Annotated in this window: 15 protein-coding genes and 1 pseudogene; 3 read left to right on the forward strand and 13 right to left on the reverse strand. The window is 65.8% G+C overall.

Annotated elements, in window-relative coordinates:
* Window positions 1-66 precede the first annotated feature (66 nt).
* Complete coding sequence (locus DVH29_RS00210) at window positions 67-963, reverse strand: LysR substrate-binding domain-containing protein (RefSeq protein WP_199562490.1); 897 nt, start codon at window positions 961-963, stop codon at window positions 67-69.
* A gap of 147 nt (window positions 964-1,110) precedes the next feature.
* On the opposite strand from DVH29_RS00210, the gene DVH29_RS00215 reads away from it, so the two are divergent.
* A complete protein-coding gene (locus DVH29_RS00215) occupies window positions 1,111-1,905 on the forward strand; it encodes an SDR family NAD(P)-dependent oxidoreductase (RefSeq protein ID WP_114644383.1) in 795 nt (264 codons plus the stop codon).
* 58 nt (window positions 1,906-1,963) lie between these two features.
* Complete coding sequence (grxB, locus tag DVH29_RS00220; protein ID WP_114644139.1) at window positions 1,964-2,602, forward strand: glutaredoxin 2; 639 nt, start codon at window positions 1,964-1,966, stop codon at window positions 2,600-2,602.
* A gap of 92 nt (window positions 2,603-2,694) precedes the next feature.
* Here the strand turns inward: grxB and DVH29_RS16470 are convergent, their stop codons facing one another.
* From DVH29_RS16470 to DVH29_RS00270, 10 genes and pseudogenes are all read right to left on the reverse strand, one after another.
* Window positions 2,695-2,889, reverse strand: coding sequence for a hypothetical protein (locus tag DVH29_RS16470; RefSeq protein ID WP_199562491.1), 195 nt, complete (start codon window positions 2,887-2,889; stop codon window positions 2,695-2,697).
* A complete protein-coding gene (locus tag DVH29_RS00230) occupies window positions 2,880-3,881 on the reverse strand; it encodes an SH3 domain-containing protein (RefSeq protein WP_147275960.1) in 1,002 nt (333 codons plus the stop codon). Before DVH29_RS00230 ends, DVH29_RS16470 begins: the two co-directional genes overlap by 10 nt.
* A gap of 128 nt (window positions 3,882-4,009) precedes the next feature.
* Window positions 4,010-4,896, reverse strand: a pseudogene (locus DVH29_RS00235) (NAD(P)/FAD-dependent oxidoreductase).
* 25 nt (window positions 4,897-4,921) lie between these two features.
* Window positions 4,922-6,133, reverse strand: coding sequence for a zinc metallochaperone GTPase ZigA (gene zigA / locus DVH29_RS00240; RefSeq protein ID WP_114644141.1), 1,212 nt, complete (start codon window positions 6,131-6,133; stop codon window positions 4,922-4,924).
* 86 nt (window positions 6,134-6,219) lie between these two features.
* Window positions 6,220-7,470 carry a metallochaperone AztD gene (locus tag DVH29_RS00245; RefSeq protein WP_114644142.1) on the reverse strand — a complete coding sequence of 417 codons (1,251 nt, stop codon included), beginning with the start codon at window positions 7,468-7,470 and terminating at the stop codon, window positions 6,220-6,222.
* A 51-nt stretch (window positions 7,471-7,521) separates the two neighbouring features.
* Window positions 7,522-8,259 carry a metal ABC transporter solute-binding protein, Zn/Mn family gene (locus DVH29_RS00250; RefSeq protein ID WP_245944832.1) on the reverse strand — a complete coding sequence of 246 codons (738 nt, stop codon included), beginning with the start codon at window positions 8,257-8,259 and terminating at the stop codon, window positions 7,522-7,524.
* 13 nt (window positions 8,260-8,272) lie between these two features.
* Window positions 8,273-9,148, reverse strand: a complete 876-nt coding sequence (gene aztB, locus DVH29_RS00255) for a zinc ABC transporter permease AztB (RefSeq protein WP_114644144.1) — start codon at window positions 9,146-9,148, stop codon at window positions 8,273-8,275.
* On the reverse strand, window positions 9,148-9,921 hold the full coding sequence (aztA, locus tag DVH29_RS00260) for a zinc ABC transporter ATP-binding protein AztA (RefSeq protein WP_114644145.1): 774 nt from the start codon (window positions 9,919-9,921) through the stop codon (window positions 9,148-9,150). The genes aztB and aztA overlap by 1 nt, the downstream gene beginning before the upstream one ends.
* Before the next feature lie 130 nt (window positions 9,922-10,051).
* Entirely contained in the window at window positions 10,052-10,483 is a 432-nt protein-coding gene (locus tag DVH29_RS00265) for a RidA family protein (RefSeq protein ID WP_114644146.1), read from the reverse strand.
* Window positions 10,480-11,697: a pyridoxal phosphate-dependent aminotransferase gene (locus DVH29_RS00270; protein WP_114644147.1), complete on the reverse strand. Its 1,218-nt coding sequence runs from the start codon at window positions 11,695-11,697 to the stop codon at window positions 10,480-10,482. Before DVH29_RS00270 ends, DVH29_RS00265 begins: the two co-directional genes overlap by 4 nt.
* A gap of 114 nt (window positions 11,698-11,811) precedes the next feature.
* Here DVH29_RS00270 and DVH29_RS00275 point away from each other — a divergent pair, with 114 nt between their 5' ends.
* A complete protein-coding gene (locus DVH29_RS00275; protein WP_114644148.1) occupies window positions 11,812-12,699 on the forward strand; it encodes a LysR family transcriptional regulator in 888 nt (295 codons plus the stop codon).
* Here the strand turns inward: DVH29_RS00275 and DVH29_RS00280 are convergent.
* Together DVH29_RS00280 and DVH29_RS00285 are read right to left on the reverse strand one after the other, a co-directional pair.
* On the reverse strand, window positions 12,684-13,382 hold the full coding sequence (locus tag DVH29_RS00280; protein ID WP_439331600.1) for an RES family NAD+ phosphorylase: 699 nt from the start codon (window positions 13,380-13,382) through the stop codon (window positions 12,684-12,686). The two genes, DVH29_RS00275 and DVH29_RS00280, sit on opposite strands and share 16 nt — an antisense overlap.
* On the reverse strand, window positions 13,376-13,789 hold the full coding sequence (locus tag DVH29_RS00285; protein WP_439331601.1) for an antitoxin Xre-like helix-turn-helix domain-containing protein: 414 nt from the start codon (window positions 13,787-13,789) through the stop codon (window positions 13,376-13,378). Before DVH29_RS00285 ends, DVH29_RS00280 begins: the two co-directional genes overlap by 7 nt.
* Window positions 13,790-13,806 lie beyond the last annotated feature (17 nt).

Raw genomic sequence — 13,806 nt, forward strand, 5'->3', positions numbered from 1 at the left:
CGTGGCGCGGATATACCGCCCCACGCTGGCCTTTTGCTGTAATGGCCCATGATCGCGCGCCCTATTTCATAGCCCACGCGGTGGGAACCGCTGGGCGATGAAATCCACGAAGCTGCCCAGCTTGCGGGTTCTGCGCCGATCCGGGGCGGTGAGAATGTGCATAGGCCGGGCCGCATGCCGCCATTCCGGCAGGAGCGGTACGAGGCGCCCCCGCTCGATATCGTTGTCAAGCAGGATGCGCGGCTGGAGGATGATCCCGAGGCCCGACAGGGCCGCTACGCGCAAGGCATGCCCGATATTGGTGGTCAGCGGGCCATGCACCTCCACCGTTTGCTTTGTCCCCCCTGCCCCTTCAAAGGTCCACTGACCGCGCGGCGCCCAGTGGGCGAAACCGAGACAGGCATGGGAAGCGAGATCGGCGGGGTGCTGCGGCGCGGGGTGGCCGGCGAGATAGGACGGCGCCGCGCACAGCACCATCTCGTAGGGTGTCATCGCCCGTGCCCGTAAGGAGGTGTCGGCGAGTGCTCCAATGCGGATAACCGCGTCGAAGCCTTCATCGACCAGATCGACCATGCGGTCGGTGATCGACAGTTCCACATCCACTTCGGGATTGGCCAGCAGGTAATCCGGCAACGCGCCGGCGAGGCTGGTTGTGCCAAACGTCATCGGCGCGTTGACCCGCAGCAGACCGCGCGGCGCGCCCTGGCTTTCAGCGGCGAGGTTCTCGGCCGCCTCGACCTCGGCGAGGATCGAACGGCAGCGCTCCAGAAAGCTCAGCCCGACATCGGTCAGGCTCTGTCGTCGCGTCGTGCGGCGGATCAGCGTCACCTGAAGCCGCTCTTCCAGCGTGCGGATATGCTTGGCGATCATAGCCGGCGACAGGTCCAGCGCGACCGCCGCCGCGGCGAAGGAGCCGAGATCGGCGACTTTGACGAACACCTGCATGCTGGTGATCCGGTCCATGATTGAACATCCTGCGTTTCCAATCAAACAATAAAACCGCTATTTAATGCGCAAATCAACATAATTACATAGGTCTCGAACCAATTCACAGAGCGGGCCCGGTTGCGACGCATGCCGCGTCCATCAGACGCTTGAACGGAGACTATGATAAACATCGATCTTGCAGGAAAACGCGCCGTGGTGACCGGGTCGACGGCCGGCATCGGCTTCGCCATCGCCAAGGGTCTGGCCGGGGCGGGAGCCGACGTGGTGGTCACCGGGCGCACGCAGGCGGCGGTCGACAAGGCGGTGGCGGCCATCGCGACACAGCAGCCGGACGCCAAAGTCTCCGGCGTCGCCGCCGATCTCGCCACCCCGGAAGGTGCGGCGGACCTGATCGCCGAGGTGCCGCAGGCGGATATTTTTGTCAGCAATCTCGGCATCTATGGCGCGAAGCCGGCCTTTGAACTCGATGACGCCGACTGGGCGCACATCTTCAACGTCAACGTGACCAGCGCCGCGCGGCTTGCACGCCATTATGCGCCGATCATGAAGGACAAGGGCTGGGGCCGGCTGATCTTCATCTCCAGTGAATCGGCGCAGAACATCCCCGTCGAGATGATCCATTACGGCGTGTCGAAGGCGGCGTTGCAGGCCCTGTCGCGCGGTTATGCCAAGGCGCTGGCCGGCACAGGCGTGACATCGAACGCCATTCTGCCGGGACCGACGCGGACCGAAAGCTCGGTCGCCTTCATCGCCGATCTGGCGCGCGAAGGCGGCATCGATCCGGCCGAAGCCGAAAGCCGGTTCCTTGCCGAAAACCGCCCCTCCACGCTGATCGGCCGCTTCGCCGCGCCGGAGGAAATCGCCAATCTCGCCGTCTATGTCGCCTCGCCGCTGTCGAGCGCGACCACCGGCGCGGCGCTTCGGGTCGAAGGCGGCATTGTGGAGAGCCCAAGCTGAACCCGGCCGGAACACCAACCGCGTCACCCGCAATCCGAACCCATAAGGAATTTTACCAATGAAACTGTATGTCTATGACCATTGCCCGTTCTGCGCCAAGGCGCGCATGATCTTCGGGCTCAAATCGCTGCCAGTCGAGCTGCAATTCGTTCTGGAAGACGATGTCGACACCCCGACCGGTCTGGTCGGCAAGAAGACGACGCCCATTCTGGAAAAGGCCGATCACAGTCATATGGCCGAGAGCATGGATATCGTGCGCTATGTGGATGGCTTGCACGGAACGCCTGTCGTCACTCCGGTGGAAGACAACAGCGCGATCAAGCTGTGGCACGACGCGGCGTGGCGGCCGATCCTCAAGCTGTCCATTCCCCGCCTAGCCCGTGCGGACCTGCCGGAGTTTGCAACGGAGACCGCGCGCGCCGCATTCGAGAGCCGCCAGACCAAGAATTTCGGCGCGTTCGAGGACTTGCTAGCCCAGAGCCCGGACCTGATCCGCGACATTGAAGGGCGATTGACGGAGCTGGATGATGTGCTCGCCGGACGTGAGCATGTGGATGCCGACGACTTCGTGCTTTATCCGTCACTGCGGATGCTCAGCATCGTGAAGGGCGTTCAGTATCCGGCCAACGTCAAGCGCTATATTGAGCGCATGGAACAGGCCACCGGCGTGGGCCTGCATTTTGCTCAAGCAAGCTGAAGGCAACCGAAGCGACCAGAAGCTCACTGAAAGCTGGAAGCCTCCGGCCGACACAGTTCCACGCCTCCGAGTAAACCCGGCAGGTCCCGACCTCAGGCCGACGCGGCGACCGAGTCGGCATATTTGACTTCGCGATGCTGGTCCTCCACCAATCCCTGCTTCCAGTAGCTGGAGATATACAACTGGTCTGGAGAGAGGCCGCGCTCGCCGCGCATCCCGCAGAGTGCCAATCCAACCAGCGCCATGCGCAACAGGGCGACCGGCATGGCGGCCCCGCTCACGGGCATGTCGTCACCTGGCTGGCGCAAATGTCCCTGATCCATCCGCGCGGCCTTTCATCGTCGCGGCGCCCCTCCACCTCGACCCACGAACCTTCGCAGGCATGGAGGGTGTCGAGCCTGAAATTGTCGGTGATGCTGCCCGATGTGCTCACGGTGAAGGCAATAGGGGCGTCGTCGGAGGGCCACGACAGGAGATGGGGCGATTGCAGCCAGACCCGGAGCATGTCGCCGGGCAGCCAACCTTCGCCGCTGAAGGTGGTTATCGGGTCGGTCGGCCAGCCACCATAGAGCTCGGTGATGACCTCGGAAATCTGCAACCAGCCATCGCGCGATCCGGTGATCGTCACCTGGGGGAAGTAGATCTCCTCGCCGTCGGTATAGGGACGCGGCACGGTGGAGAGCTCCGGATAATCCGGTCCGGGTCCGGCGCGCACGGCAAGATCGGCGGGTGCGCCCTTCATGACCCAGGCCGCAAGATCGCATTGCGTGGTCCCGGGCGTCGGGGCGGCAGCCGCCTTGCCGGTGCAGGTTTCGAGCAGCGCCGTGGCAGCCTCCCGCGCGCCGTCGAGCGGATAGTCCTCGGCCCCGTCCTCGACGAACACGCTCAACGTGCCGCGCGAGGTGAGGAGATCGGCAAGACGGGCATCGAGCACCGTCCGGCCTTCGAGGATGAAGCTGTCGTCCATCTCGATCCGCGCCCCGGTGGTGGCGATCGGCACGGATATGTCGCCGGCCTCGAGCAGAACCTCGACCTCGACGCCATCGACCGCCTCGATCGGCGCGAATACGAAGACGAAGGCAAGTTCGTCGCTGCCCTGCGCGCAGGAGAAGAACAGCGGCGCATAATCCGATTGCGGGATGCCGTAGAACAGGGACGCACCACCCTCGCCCTTCTGGCCGTGCCATCCAAGGTTCTCCTCGGCCGTGGCCATCGCCGGAAGGCAGCAGGACAGCGCGACGAGACGCAGCGCGACGTTCAGTCGTTTCCGGAACCCCATTGCCGTTCCCCTTCCTCCAACGCCGCGCATGGTTGCCGCGCGCCACCATACTCCCGTTCTGCCATGCGGACAAAGTGCGGGCCGGCTGCGTCGAGCCGAACGGACGGTGACCCTGAGCGGCAGGCTGCTCAGCCAAAGATCAGCGACTGATGGGCCACGGCTCCGGCGAGCGCCCCGTCGCCCACCGAGAGCGAGACCGATCCGGCCATGCGGGCCGCATCGCCGCAGGCGAAGACGCCGGGAATAGTGGTCTTTTTCATCTCGTCGGTGGCGATGAACTGCCCCATGGGACCGTGCGCGATCTCGCATCCCAGTTGCGTTGCGAGGGCACCGCCCGGGGCGGTTCGCGGCACGACGAACAATCCGGCCAGAGACACCGTCCCGCCGCCGGCCAGATGCACGTCGCATGGGCCGGTGACGGATTCGACCGTCGCCGTCTCCATCCTCACCTGGCGGGCGGCCAGTTGCGCCTCGTCCTCCGGGGTCAGTTCGAGCGCCCCGTTGAGAAAGAAGGTGGTCGGCCCCCAATCGGGCAGCAGCATGGCCTGATGCATCGAGATCGGCCCGACCCCGAGGACGCCGATAGGCCCCTCATCCAGCTCATAGCCGTGGCAATAGGGACAGTGGAAGACGCTTTGCCCCCAGCGCTCCGCGAGCCCCGGAATATCGGGCAGCGTGTCGGTGACCCCGCAGGCGAGGACCAGACGGCGGGCCGAGATTTCCGAGCCGTCGTCCAGCGTCACCGCAAAGCCATCGGCGCCGAGCCTGCGCGCCCGCTCGGCGCTTCCCTCGCGCCAGACGAGGTTGAAATAATAGCGAAGCTGCGCCTTGCCGCGTCCGGAAATATCGCCGGGCGCGACGCCATCCTGGGTGAGAAAGCCGTGCGAATGGCTGGCAAAGCGATTGCGGCGCTGGCCGGCATCGATCGCCGCGCCCGGGCCAATTGCAGCGCCGCGGCCATGCCGGCATAGCTGCCGCCGATGACCGCCACGTCATAATCCACTGTTTCGGTCATGTCGTTTCCTGTGTTTTCAGGGGCCTCAGCCCCAAACGGGGAAGGGATCGGGCAGGCCGCGCCAGGTCTCGGGGGTGAAGCTGGCGGCCTCCACGAGGCAGGCATCGAGCTCGGCGCGGATCTTTTTCTCGTCCATGGGATCGGTGCCGATGAAGACGATTTCCTGGCGGCGGTCGCCCCATTCCACATCGAAATAGGGCGCCATGACGCGCCGCCATTCGGGATGGGCCGGCCAGCGGCTTTCGGGGACCGCCGACCACCACGTGCCGCGCTTCTGGGTTCGGACCAGGGCGCCGGCCTGGCTCAGCTCGGCGGCCATGTCCGGGCGGGTGGCGAGCCAGAAAAAGCCTTTCGAACGCACGACGCCGGGCCAGGAGCGGTCGATGAAGGCCTTGAATTTTGCCGGATCGAAGGGGCGGCGCTGGCGATAGACGAAGGAGCGGATGCCGTATTCCTCGGTTTCGGGAATGTGGTCCCTAAAGCCGTTGAGCTCCTTGAACCAGAGCGGATGCTCCTCGGCCTTTTCGAAATCGAAGCGGCCGGTATCGAGCAGCTTGTCGAGCGGCACCTTGCCGAAATCGGTCTCGACGATCTCGGCGTCGGGGTTGAGCGCCTTGATGATCTTGCGCGCCAGGTCGAGATCATGGACCGGGGTATCGGAGACCTTGTTGAGCACGATCACATCGGCGAATTCGATCTGCTCGACCAGGAGATCGACCAGGGTGCGATCGTCCCCCTTCCCCGAAATCTCGCCGCGGTCGCGCAGGAAATCGTGGGAGGCATAGTCCTTGAGCAGATTGGCAGCGTCGACCACGGTGACCATGGTGTCGAGGCGGGAAACGTCGGAAAGGCTTTCGCCCTTCTCGTCGCGGAAATCGAAGGTCGCGGCGACCGGAAGCGGCTCGGCGATGCCGGTGCCCTCGATCAGAAGATAGTCGAAACGGCCTTCCTCGGAGAGCCGCCGCACCTCGGTGAGAAGGTCGTCGCGCAGGGTGCAGCAGATGCAGCCATTGGTCATTTCGACCAGTTGCTCCTCGGTGCGCGAGAGATTGGCGCCGCCTTCGCGCACCAGTTCGGCGTCGATATTGACCTCGCTCATATCGTTGACGATGACCGCCACCCGCCTGCCCTCGCGATTGTTGAGCACGTGGTTGAGCAGCGTGGTCTTGCCGGCGCCCAGAAAGCCGGAAAGGACCGTGACCGGAAGCCGGGTTTGCGGTTTGGGGGTGTCGAGCATGGATAAATCCGCTTCGTGGATAGGGTGTGAGGCATGCGCCCGGCCAGTGGCCGGGCGCTGAAGGTCAGGACGGGAAGCCGGCGCGATCAGTCGTGATCATGGCCTTCGTGATCATCGTGGTCGTGATCGTGGTCGCCATGCACGACGCCGGTGCCGCCCACGGCGACGATGTTGAAGGGCATGCCCTCGACGGCGATCTCGCCAGTCACTTCGAAGCGCGCCGCATCAACCAGATGCAGCTTGCCTTCGAGCGGATCGGTGACGACGATCGTGTCACCGGCCACGGCAACGCGCGGACGCGGATCGGCAAAGCTGCCACCGACCGAATAGGGGCCGGTGACCTGTACCGATTGGGCGATCTCGCCCGAGAGCACGTCGAGCTGATGCAGATGGCCGTCCTCGGTGAGGACATAGGCAAAGCGCGCCCGGACGTTATCGACCACGAAATGCACGCGGCGCGTGGGCAGATCGACCAGACGGAAGGCGTCATCCTCGGCCGGGTCGATGATAGCCACCGTGTCGGCATCGAAATTTCCGAGGAAGTATTGCAGGCCCCGGCCGCCGATCAGCGTCGAAACGCGGCCCTCGCCCAGCCCTTCGGTGAAGGTGAGCGGTTCGACCGAGGGCACGCCGCCGGTGGAGTGGACGACCAGAATGCCGTCGGCGCAGCCGCCGATGGCGACCAGATTGCCCGAGGTGGCTTCGCCATGCAGGCCCGCGCAGGCGATGTCGTCGCCCACCGCATTGCCGTCGCGGTCGAGGATGCGCACGCCGACCGGCGCGCTGGAGGGGTCCTCGGGATTGGGAATCGAGACGATGTCATGGTTGGCGTAGGAGATGACGACGCCATGATGGGGCGCATCCGCCGCGAACTCGCGCAGATCGCCCGCCCCGGCCAGCGCATCGGTTTCGCTGAAGACGCGAGCCACGCCCTCGCCATCGAAGAAGGCGGCGAACCGGCCGGAATGCTCGACAAAATGCGACGGGCTCTGGCCCTCGGCGACAAAGCCGGTGAGCGCCGGCGCATCGACGTCGATATCGGCATGGTCGCCGTGATCGTCAAAGGCGATGCCGGTCGAGATGGCGGCGACGGCTCCGGCCGCGCCCTGCACGGCGAACACCGTCTCACCGCTGTCGCTGCGGTAAAGGCTGGCGGGGCTGCCGATGGCGAAGCTATCGATCACCGCGCCTTCGACCGCGTCGATGACGGTGACGATGGGCTGGCCGTGATCGGAGACGAACAGCCGCCAGGCGGTCACCTCCTCATCGGCGAGGGCGCCGCCGGCCAGTGACGCAATCAGCGTCAGGGCCGAGGTTCCAAGCAGCATTGATTTCATCGATTGATCTCCATGGGTTTGAGAATGGGGGCCGTGCCGCGCACGATCGGTTCAGTCGGCGGCGAGCGCCGTGCTGAGGGTGGAAAGGTTGTGCCGGATCAGCAGCACATAGGTCGGGGCCGGCCCGTCCAACCCCGACAGCGCATCCGAATAGAGCGTACCGCCCAGCGCGAGGCCGGCCTCGGAGGCGATCTGCCCGACCAGGCGGGAATCGGCGATGTTCTCGGCGAACACCGCGCCGGCCTTGCGCGCGCGGATTTCGCGGATGAGGCTCGCGACATCGGCGGCGGCGGCTTCGGATTCGGTCGAGACGCCTTGTGGGGACAGGAAGCTGATGCCGTAGTCGCGCTCGAAATAGCGGAAGGCGTTATGGGCGACGACGACCACACGCCGGTCCTCGGGGATGGCGGCGATGGTTTCGTGGATTTCCGCATCGAGCGCGGTCAGTTCCGCGAGATAGCTTCGCGCGTTTTCCGCGTAGGTGGTACAACCCGCCGCATCGGCGGCGCAAAAGGCGGTGGCGATGTTCTCGACATACACCTTGGCGTTGGCGACCGACTGCCAGGCGTGGGGATCATGGGGCTCGGCGTGGAAGATCGCCTCATCGCCGATGAAGTGATAATGCCCGCCCGCCGGGTCCTCGAGGATATCGGCGCCGGCGGTGAGTTCGACGATTTGCGCCTCGGTGCCGCTGGCCTCGACGAGGCGGTCTTCCTGCGCGAAGGCAACCTGAGAAGTAAATGTTATAACATAACAAATTAAGGCCTGCTGAATCCGGCATGTGGTCATGAAAAACTCCTGGCTAAGCGGTTCGGTGGGCGGTGCGCGGCAGGCGGGTGACGAGAACCCCACGGGGCGCCACGAGAACCGACGCCACATAGGCGCAGCCGGCCGAGAGGATGACGGCCGGGCCCGAGGGCAGCGCGGCGTGGTAGGAGAGCAGCAGGCCCGAGATCGAGGACAGCGCGCCGATGACAATGGCGAGCAGGCACATGGTTTCGACGCGCTGGCTCCAGAAGCGGGCGGCAGCGGCGGGGAGGATCATCAGCCCGACCGAGAGCAGCGTGCCCAGCGCCTGAAAGCCGGCCACGAGGTTGATGACCACCAGCCCCAGAAAGACGAAATGCACCGGCGAACCCAGTTTGGAGACCGAACGCAGGAACAGGGGGTCGAGGCATTCGGCGATCAGGGCGCGCTTGAAGACCAGCAGCGTGATCAGCGTCGTCGCGGTCACAAGGCCGATGAGGATGAGGGCATCGTCATTGAGGGCCAATACGGTGCCGAACAGCACGTGCATGAGATCGACGCTGGAGCCGCGAATGGACACCATGGCCACCCCGACCGCCAGGGAAATCAGATAGAAGGCGGCCATGGAGGCGTCCTCCTTCTGCACGGTGAGACGCGACACCGCCCCCGCCGCCAGCGCCACGACAATGCCGGCGACGAGCCCGCCAAGGGTCATGGGCACGATCTCGAGGCCATAGAGCAGGAACCCCGCCGCCGCGCCGGGCAGGATGGCGTAGGACATGGCATCGCCGGTGAGACTCATGCGGCGAAGCATCAGGAACACGCCGACCGGCGCGGCGCTGAGCGACAGCATCAGCGCGCCCAGAAGCGCGCGCCGCATGAAGGCGAATTCGACAAAAGGCACGAGGAAGGCCGCTTCGATCCAGCCCATCACGCGGCTCCCGTGTGATTGCGCGCAGTACTGACGGCATTGTCCGGCGCGCACCAGGGCGCGTGCCGATCCCAGGCTTCGTGGTATTGACGGGCACGCAGCAGATTTTTGGCCGAGAGTGTCTTGCGCGCCTCGCCCCAGGCGACCGGCTGGCGCGCCAGCAGCAGAGCGGCGGGGAAGTGCTCGCGCACCAGATCGAGATCATGCACGACGACGAGGATGGTGCGGCCCTCGCCGTGCCAGCCCTTGATCAGCGCGATGAGATCGGCGACCGTTCTGGCGTCGATGGCGTTGAAGGGCTCGTCGAGGAGGATCAGGTCGGCGTCCTGCACCAGCACCCGGGCGAACAGCGCCCGCTGCAATTGCCCGCCGGACAGCGTGTCGATGGGGCGCTTTTCGAACCCTTCCAGCCCCACGGCGGCAAGCGCTTTGGAGACGGTTTGGCGATCCTTAACCGTATGGCGCCCGAGAAGGCCCCGCTGCGGCCAGAGGCCGAGCGCGACCAGATCGCGCACCTGTGCGGGGAAAGACCGATCCAGTTCCGATTGCTGCGCCAGATAGGCGATACGGGTGCCCGGCGCGACGGCGCAGGCGCCGCCCATCGGCTTAAGCATGCCGACAATGCCCTTCATCAGCGTCGACTTGCCCGAGCCATTGCCGCCGACCACGGTGAGCAAAGCCCCCTTCTCCACCACCCCATCGAGGTGATGGATGGCCGGATGGCTGTCATAGCCCAGAGTCAGATCGGAAAAGGTGATACAAGCGTCGGCCATGACGGGGATTTGCGAGCCTTTGGGGGAAGCGAATTTGTCATGTTATTACATTACAAATTCGCCGACGCAACCCCGGAAATGGCCCCGGCCGGAATGCCGCGGCAGGGGCAAGGCCGCATGATCGCTCTCGTCAGAGCGCGGCGACGAGCTGGATTTCGACCGGCGCGTTGCCGGGAAGCGTGGCGACGCCGACCGCGGCCCGCGCCCCGATGCCGGCCGGGCCGAGCTTTTCGGCGAGGAAACGCGAGGCGTAGTCGGCCAGAAGGGAATGGCCGGTGAAACCGGCCTCAGCGGCGATGTAGACCGTGAGGCTCACCACCGTTGCGATCGCCTCGCCCTCTGCCAAAAGGTTGCGGGCGGCGGCCAGCGCGTTGCTGGCGGCCAGTACAACCGCAGGCTCATAGGTTTCCAGCCCGACATCGCTGCGGACCGGCCCCTCGAACATCAGCACGCCGTCGCGGCGCGGAGTCATCCCCGAAGTGAAGATGAAATTGCCATGCCGCTTGGCCGCGACATAGGCGCCCTGCGGCACGGGCTGTCCGTGAGCGATCCCCGCCGTCATGCGCGATACCGCGCGACGAGATGCGCCATGCGCTCGGCTGCGGCGATGGCCGCCTGGCGGTCCTGGGAAAAGTTCAGCCGCACGCTGTCGCACGAATGGGGACCGAACTCTGTGCCAGGCGTCACCACCACGCCGGCCTGCTCGCGCAGGATCTTGACGAAGAGGTCGTAAGGCACGCCGAGCGCCGGCAGGCGCGGGAATAGATAGCTGCCCGCCTCGGGCGTGCGCACGAAGGCGCCGTCCACCCCGCCCAGGATGGCCACCAGATCGTCGCGAATGGCCTCGTGCCTGCGGATGCGTTCTTCCATCCACCCCGCCGGTTCATCGAACCAGGTGCGCAGCACCGCCTGGCTGTAGCCCGCGGCGCGCAGCGACACGATGGCCTGCAGCTTTTCCATGCGCGCGATGATCTCCGCCGGCCCGAACGCGGCGCCGAGGCGATAGCCGCTAAGCGATTCCGTCTTGGACGGCCCCATGATGGTCAGGACATTGCCGGCCGTGCCCGGCTCGGCCCGCAAATGGGTATAGGTCACGCCGGAATAGAGCATGCGCGAATAGAGCTGGTCGACGATGACCGTCGCGCCATGGCGCTCCGCCAGCGCGGCGATGCGGGCGATCTCGTCCGCGGAATAGACGACGCCGGTGGGATTGTTGGGATTGGAGAAGAGAAAGACCTTGGCGCCCTTGCGGAAGGCGTCTTCGAGCTGGCCGAGATCCAGCCCCGAGCGGCCCGGCTCGGCCCCGGCATAATCGAGCCGCACCGGCAGCATCTCGCCTTCGAAGAACTCGACCAGCTTGCGGTTGGCGAAATAATCGGGCTGCACGATGGCGACCTTGTCGCCGCGCGCCACGGTGCTGGCCACCGCCAGGAACAGGGCCCCTTGCGTGCCCGGGGTGATGATCAGCCCGTCCCTGGCATCGAGCGGCGCGCCGGTGAAACCGGCCAGCCGTTCGGCCAGCGTTTCGCGGATGCCGATATCGCCGCGATATTCGGTATAGGCCTGCTTGCCACCCAGCGCCACGCCCGCCGAAAACACCTCGAACGCGCCCGGCGTCGGTTCATGCGCATCGACGTCGCCATGGGAGAAATCGACCGGAACGCCCTCGAGGCGCTCACCGCGCAGCACGGTTTCGACCGCGCCGGCATCCTGCCGGACTTCCTGCCCGGGCGCATTGTCCGTGCCCAACCTTGCGAATTTGGTTTCGATCGACACGCGGACGCTCCTTGCAGACAGTGGATGAAATCAATGACAAGCCCCTTCTAGAGGCATTGGGGAAGAAATATAATCTTCCCAATTACAGTTTCAAAAGATAGAAAATCCATCTTCATGGACATCCGCTTTCTCGAAAGTTTCGTCGCCGTCGCAGACTTCGGCTCCATCGCCGAAGCCGCAAGACGGCTCAACGTCACCCCCGCCACCCTGGCGCAAAGGCTCAGGACCCTCGAAAGCGACCTCGGCCATGCCCTCGTCCACCGCACCGGGCGCACGGTGCGCCCCACGGGGTCGGGGCTGGCCGTGCTGCCCCACGCCCGCGAACTGGTGAAGGCGGCCCACGACCTCAAGGCGATCGCCGCCAACGACATGCCGGCCGGGCAGTTGCGCCTTGGCTCGACCGCCACGGCGCTGACCGGCCTCCTCCCCGGCATCATCGCCGGCCTTAGCGCGCGCTATCCCGGCATCGATTATTTCGTGCGGCCCGGCTCCTCGGTCGATCTCTATCACGCCGTGCTGGCGCGCGAGCTCGACGCGGCCATCATCGTGCGGCCGCAATTCCCGATCCCCAAATCCATGGGCTGGCTGACGCTGCGCGAGGAGCCGCTGGTGCTTATCGCCTCGCGCGCCCTCGCGCCGGACGATCCACACGCCATCATCGCCCGGCACCGCTTCATCCGCTACGACCGCAACCAGTGGGGCGGGCAACTGGTCGACGACTATCTGCGGCTGCACCGGATCAAGGTGCGCGAATGGCTCGAGCTCGACGCGCTGGACGCCATAGCCGCCCTGGTGCACCGGGAACTGGGCGTGGCCATCGTCCCCGACTGGGCGCCGCCCTGGCCCGAAGGCCTCAAGCTGCGCAAGATCGCGCTTCCCGACGCGGCGGTCCGGGAAACGGGCATCCTGTGGAACCGCGCCGGCTCCAAGATCGCCGCCGTGCATGCGTTGATCGACGTGTGCGACGCCCCCGTCCCGCCCTCGCCTCACGCGAGGGCGTAGATGGCGTGGGTGCGGGCGTTGCGGATGCGGTCGACGGTTTGGCCGTCCCAGTGGAAATCATAGTGATCGGCCTGGGCGGGAATCGGGAGAAGGTCGGGCCAGAAAATGCCGACGCACTGCCCGCCCGGCGCGCGCACGCTGCGGTAGAGGACACCATTGCTGCCCGCTTCGCGCAAGGAGCGGCCGAGGCGTTGGGCCGGCCCGTAATCGTCGGGATGGTGGCAGTCTTCAAGGTCGCGCACGTCGTGGAGGTCGAGGTCGATGCTGTTGACCAGCACGCGGAACTGCGAGGTCCAGCCGGGCGCCTGGGCGCTGACGGCCATGGCGCGGCCGTGATGATGGGCCACTTCGCGCAAGGCGACCTCCTCGCTGTCGCCGGCGCTGTAGACCCCATAGCCGCCAGCCGTGAAGCGTCCGGGGCGGTCATGGCTCACATGCACGAAGGGCGCCATCAGCCAGCTCGCGCCAGGCCCCGAGACGCGCCGCGCCGGGGGCACGAGATCGAGCCGGCCCAGCTTGTCCCAGAGGCGCGGATTGGTCTTGGATTCAGCCGAGGCCAAGGCCTCCCAATCGCGCGGATCGGCGATATCCTCGAAGAGATCGATCGGGGGATGGATAGAGCGGATGACGCGGCAGGCCCGTGGCCAGGCGACCCGCACCGTGGCGATTTCAGGCGTCACCAGCCGCCGCGCTCGGCGTCGAGATAGGAGCGGACGCGGCCGAGCTGGAAGATATCGCCCTCCACCATCAGCGCCAGAGGCGTCTTGCCGCCGAACACGGCATTGGGAACCTTGATCCAGTCATAGCCCCGCTGCGGATCGGTAAAAAGATAGCGCAGCCCCTTGTGGATGCCCATGAGCAGCGACAGGCGGGTGGCCAGATCGCGGTCGATCCGCCCGATATCGCCGGCCTTCCAGCGGGCATAGGTGCGCGCCGCCAGCCCGCCGAGCACGTCGCGGGCCTGCGCATCGCTCAACTGCCATTTTCCGAACAGATTGACCACCGCCCGCGCCATGGCCTCGGCCTCTTGCGGGGTGATGGCGTCATCCAGGGGCGCCGCGTGGGTCCTTGGGAGTTCCTGCAACATGATCCTTCGCCTTTTGGCAT

This window comes from Pelagibacterium lacus (assembly GCF_003345525.1).
GTDB classification, from domain to species: Bacteria; Pseudomonadota; Alphaproteobacteria; order Rhizobiales; family Devosiaceae; genus Pelagibacterium; species Pelagibacterium lacus.

Bases quoted from the DNA above. Each gene is read 5' to 3' on its own strand.
- DVH29_RS00245 (WP_114644142.1), bottom strand. From the start codon at position 7,470: ATGAAATCAATGCTGCTTGGAACCTCGGCCCTGACGCTGATTGCGTCA.
- DVH29_RS00265 (WP_114644146.1), bottom strand. From the start codon at position 10,483: ATGACGGCGGGGATCGCTCACGGACAGCCCGTGCCGCAGGGCGCCTAT.
- DVH29_RS00275 (WP_114644148.1), top strand. From the start codon at position 11,812: ATGGACATCCGCTTTCTCGAAAGTTTCGTCGCCGTCGCAGACTTCGGC.
- DVH29_RS00210 (WP_199562490.1), bottom strand. From the start codon at position 963: ATGGACCGGATCACCAGCATGCAGGTGTTCGTCAAAGTCGCCGATCTC.
- DVH29_RS00250 (WP_245944832.1), bottom strand. From the start codon at position 8,259: ATGACCACATGCCGGATTCAGCAGGCCTTAATTTGTTATGTTATAACA.
- DVH29_RS00230 (WP_147275960.1), bottom strand. From the start codon at position 3,881: ATGGGGTTCCGGAAACGACTGAACGTCGCGCTGCGTCTCGTCGCGCTG.
- zigA (WP_114644141.1), bottom strand. From the start codon at position 6,133: ATGCTCGACACCCCCAAACCGCAAACCCGGCTTCCGGTCACGGTCCTT.
- DVH29_RS16470 (WP_199562491.1), bottom strand. From the start codon at position 2,889: ATGCCCGTGAGCGGGGCCGCCATGCCGGTCGCCCTGTTGCGCATGGCG.
- aztB (WP_114644144.1), bottom strand. From the start codon at position 9,148: ATGGGCTGGATCGAAGCGGCCTTCCTCGTGCCTTTTGTCGAATTCGCC.
- grxB (WP_114644139.1), top strand. From the start codon at position 1,964: ATGAAACTGTATGTCTATGACCATTGCCCGTTCTGCGCCAAGGCGCGC.
- aztA (WP_114644145.1), bottom strand. From the start codon at position 9,921: ATGGCCGACGCTTGTATCACCTTTTCCGATCTGACTCTGGGCTATGAC.